Here is a 561-nt window from a genome sequence, read left to right on the forward strand (position 1 = left end):
GGCAAGATCGACAAGATGGGCTACAAGGGCGTCGACACCACCGAGGCGGTGTTCGACGGCTTCCGCATCCCCGCCTCGCAGGTCCTCGGTGAGGCGCCGGGCAGGGGCTTCTCGTTCATGATGGACGGCATCGAGGTCGGCCGGGTGAACGTGGCGGCGCGGGCGTGCGGCATCGCGATCCGGGCGTTCGAGCTGGCCGTGGAGTACGCGCAGCAGCGCAAGACGTTCGGCAAGCCGATCGCCCAGCACCAGGCCATCGCGTTCAAGCTCGCGGAGATGGCCACCAAGGTCGAGGCGGCGCACCTGATGATGGTCAACGCGGCGCGGCTGAAGGACACCGGCGAGCGCAACGACGTGGCGGCGGGCATGGCGAAGCTCATCGCGAGCGAGTACTGCGCCGAGGTGACGCAGGAGGCGTTCCGCATCCACGGCGGCTACGGGTACAGCAAGGAGTACGAGATCGAGCGCCTGATGCGGGAGGCGCCGTTCCTGCTCATCGGCGAGGGCACCAGCGAGATCCAGAAGACGATCATCAGCCGCGGCCTGCTGCGCGAGTACCAG

At 68.1% G+C, this 561-nt stretch carries 1 protein-coding gene; it reads left to right on the top strand.

What is annotated here, in order from left to right; all coding sequences use genetic code 11:
* A partial coding sequence (locus tag L2C96_RS44225; RefSeq protein WP_272884131.1) for an acyl-CoA dehydrogenase family protein occupies window positions 1–561 on the top strand: 561 nt, incomplete at both ends.

The sequence above is a fragment of the Amycolatopsis tucumanensis genome (assembly GCF_021654135.1).
Lineage (GTDB): Bacteria > Actinomycetota > Actinomycetes > Mycobacteriales > Pseudonocardiaceae > Amycolatopsis_E > Amycolatopsis_E tucumanensis.